The 2,673-nt window shown below is 42.8% G+C and carries 1 protein-coding gene and 1 pseudogene; both read left to right on the plus strand.

Going from position 1 to position 2,673, the window contains the following annotated elements:
• On the plus strand, nt 1–1,859 hold a 1,859-nt coding region (locus tag AB4496_RS22960), incomplete at its 5' end, for a GNAT family N-acetyltransferase (protein ID WP_372132089.1).
• Nucleotides 1,860–2,389: 530 nt separating this feature from the next.
• Nucleotides 2,390–2,673: pseudogene (locus AB4496_RS22965) on the plus strand (DUF342 domain-containing protein); the annotation flags it as partial.

Genomic DNA, 2,673 nt, shown 5'->3' on the forward strand with positions numbered 1-2,673 from the left:
GTTTTAGCGCTGCACTAGGTTCGTTAATCGGTGGTGGGCTGTTGTTGGTGTTGCCGCCAAAAGTTGATGACTCTGAAGATAACGAGAGCTTTGGCCAACGTTGGTTAAAGGAGAATTTCAATAAGCTCATTTCGGTTTCACAACATAACGAAACAGACGATGTTGTTCAAGCGACTAAAGCACTTCCTCTGAAGCAAGACTTTGAAAACAGTTTGGACAAATTTGAACAGCAAAATCTGGCCGTTGAGTTGGTTAAAAAAGTGGTGTCTGGGCATCGTAAACGTCCTTTAGTTCTCACGGCAGATAGAGGGCGTGGTAAAAGCTCTACATTGGGTATTGCCGCTGCTCAGCTTTTAGTTGAGCGTCATGGATTAAATATCATCGTGACAGCGCCTTCAGTGAAAGCAATCGAGCCTGTATTTTCCCACGCGAGTCAACGCCTAGAAGACTGTGAAGTGGTCAACGCTACTTACATTTGCTATCAAAGCGGAAGTTTAAGATTCGTAGCACCAGATGAATTACTTAAGTCTAAGCCTGATTGTGATTTGCTATTAGTCGATGAAGCGGCTGCAATTCCAATCCCGATGCTCAAATCTATGGTTGGCATTTATCATCGTATGGTTTTTTCAACCACCGTTCACGGATACGAGGGGAGTGGGAGAGGGTTTGGACTTAAGTTCGAGTCTTGGCTTTCAGATCATCGCCCAGGGTGGAAAGGTTTTAAGCTCGATCAGCCCATTCGTTGGAATCGCAATGATCCACTAGAGCGCTGGTTGTTTGATTGCTTCCTGCTTGGTAACGACGCGTCGCTAAGTGACTCGGTGATTCATGAGTTAGATAGCTTTTCTGATCTGGCAATCAACCAACTGAGCTTGGTCGAGTTATCAAAGGCAGAATGCTTGGCGAATCCGGAGCCGCTACAGCAATGTTTTTCTCTTCTTGTTGACGCTCATTATCAAACGTCACCAAACGATCTAATGCAGTTTCTCAACAATCCAGCAATCCGTTTGTACGCTGCTTGGCAGAAAAACGAATGTTTAGGTTGTATGTTGGTAACTGAAGAAGGTGGGTTGGATAGCGATCTGATTGCTCAGATTCAACTTGGAAAACGAAGACCTCAAGGTCACCTAGCTCCAGTATTACTCGCAAACCAACTGGGTTGTACGCAAGCGGCGAGCAGTCGTTGCCTTCGAGTTATGCGTATTGCCGTTTCAACACGTCATCAAGGTTCGGGGATTGGTCGTTGGATGTTGGGGCAGTTGTCAAAGCAAACTAATCAGGCGGATTACTTAGCAACGAGCTTTGGCGCGACCAGTGAATTAATTTCATTCTGGCGCGATAACGATTTTGTACCTATGCACATTGGCCACCAGCGCGATCAAGCAAGCGGCTGTCACTCGGTATTGATGGTTAAGCCACTTAATGAAAACGCACAGAATTGGATCTACAATCTGATAAGTCACTTTGAACGTAGTTTCTGTTTTCTCACTTCTGGTTCTTTGGCTTCTCTCGAGGTTGATATGGTGCGCGCATTATTGCCAAGGCAAGCGGAATCTATAGCAGAGTCTGAAATCCAACTCCTCAGGAATTATGTCGATGGTGGTAATAGTTACGACAGCATTGGTTTCAGTGCCCTGAATTTGATTCTCCAGAGTAATGGTCATCAAGCTCACATAGCTGAACCTGACGCTATAATCGATACAGGTTTCGTTGTTTCAGACTTACTTATCGCGAAAGTCGTGCAGCAGAAAGAGTGGGGGACTTGTGTCGAACAGTTTAATCTAGTCGGACGAAAACAAGCTGAGCTACAGTTTAGAAAAGATGTCGGTACTCTACTATCAAATTTACACTGTAAATAGGTAGATCAACGATTGTCACTAAATTTGGAACGACAGAGCATATGTAGAGCTGTTAATTAGATTTACAGTGTAAATTAGAAGGCCGGATTTACACTGTAAACTGAACAGCAGTATGTAATGACCTATGTAATTTCAATTATCCAATCTTTATGCAATTTCTCACTTTGTTGAACATGTCCATCATGACGCTCATTTCCTATCTCAATTCTACCGATCTAATCATCGCCGTTGTTTGGAAGGTATAATTTCATATTATCACATCCATTCATCCCGAATCGTTTGGTGATGAAGATCCGTCGCTGTATTGCGATCTTATGCTCGTACCCAATATTCATAGTTTGAAAAATCGTGAAAGAATTTTTCTTGTAAAGGTGAAGAAGAGATTAGAATCGGTCAGTCTTATTTATGAGTCCCTTTGCAACATCGAAAGTAAGTGATGTGACGCTGATTATTCTACTGTAGTGATTCTAAGCACTGAGCGAATTATATAGACTGCATAACAACAGAGTTATTAAGGGTACACAATTCGAATGTGGGATAGCATCGTTACATTGTCGGAAGATAGGAAGCAAGTGATGGCATGTCTGCCGTCTGGGTTTGTGGTCAACGCAAGCTTTGACAATAAGACATTACCAACAACCTTAGAAGCTTTGAACGCATCAAACTATTTTATTTTCGAAGAAGAGATACTGCGTTTTGTCACTCTTGCTAAAGAAGGTAAGGGAGAAGCTTATCAAGGAATATTGATTGCTGAAGTTCGTAATTCCAGTGTTACGGTTGAACTGTCTGATGATGAGATGCTCGCAAGTCTTGT

This window comes from Vibrio sp. 10N.222.46.A1 (genome assembly GCF_041473595.1).
GTDB classification, from domain to species: Bacteria; Pseudomonadota; Gammaproteobacteria; order Enterobacterales; family Vibrionaceae; genus Vibrio; species Vibrio tasmaniensis_A.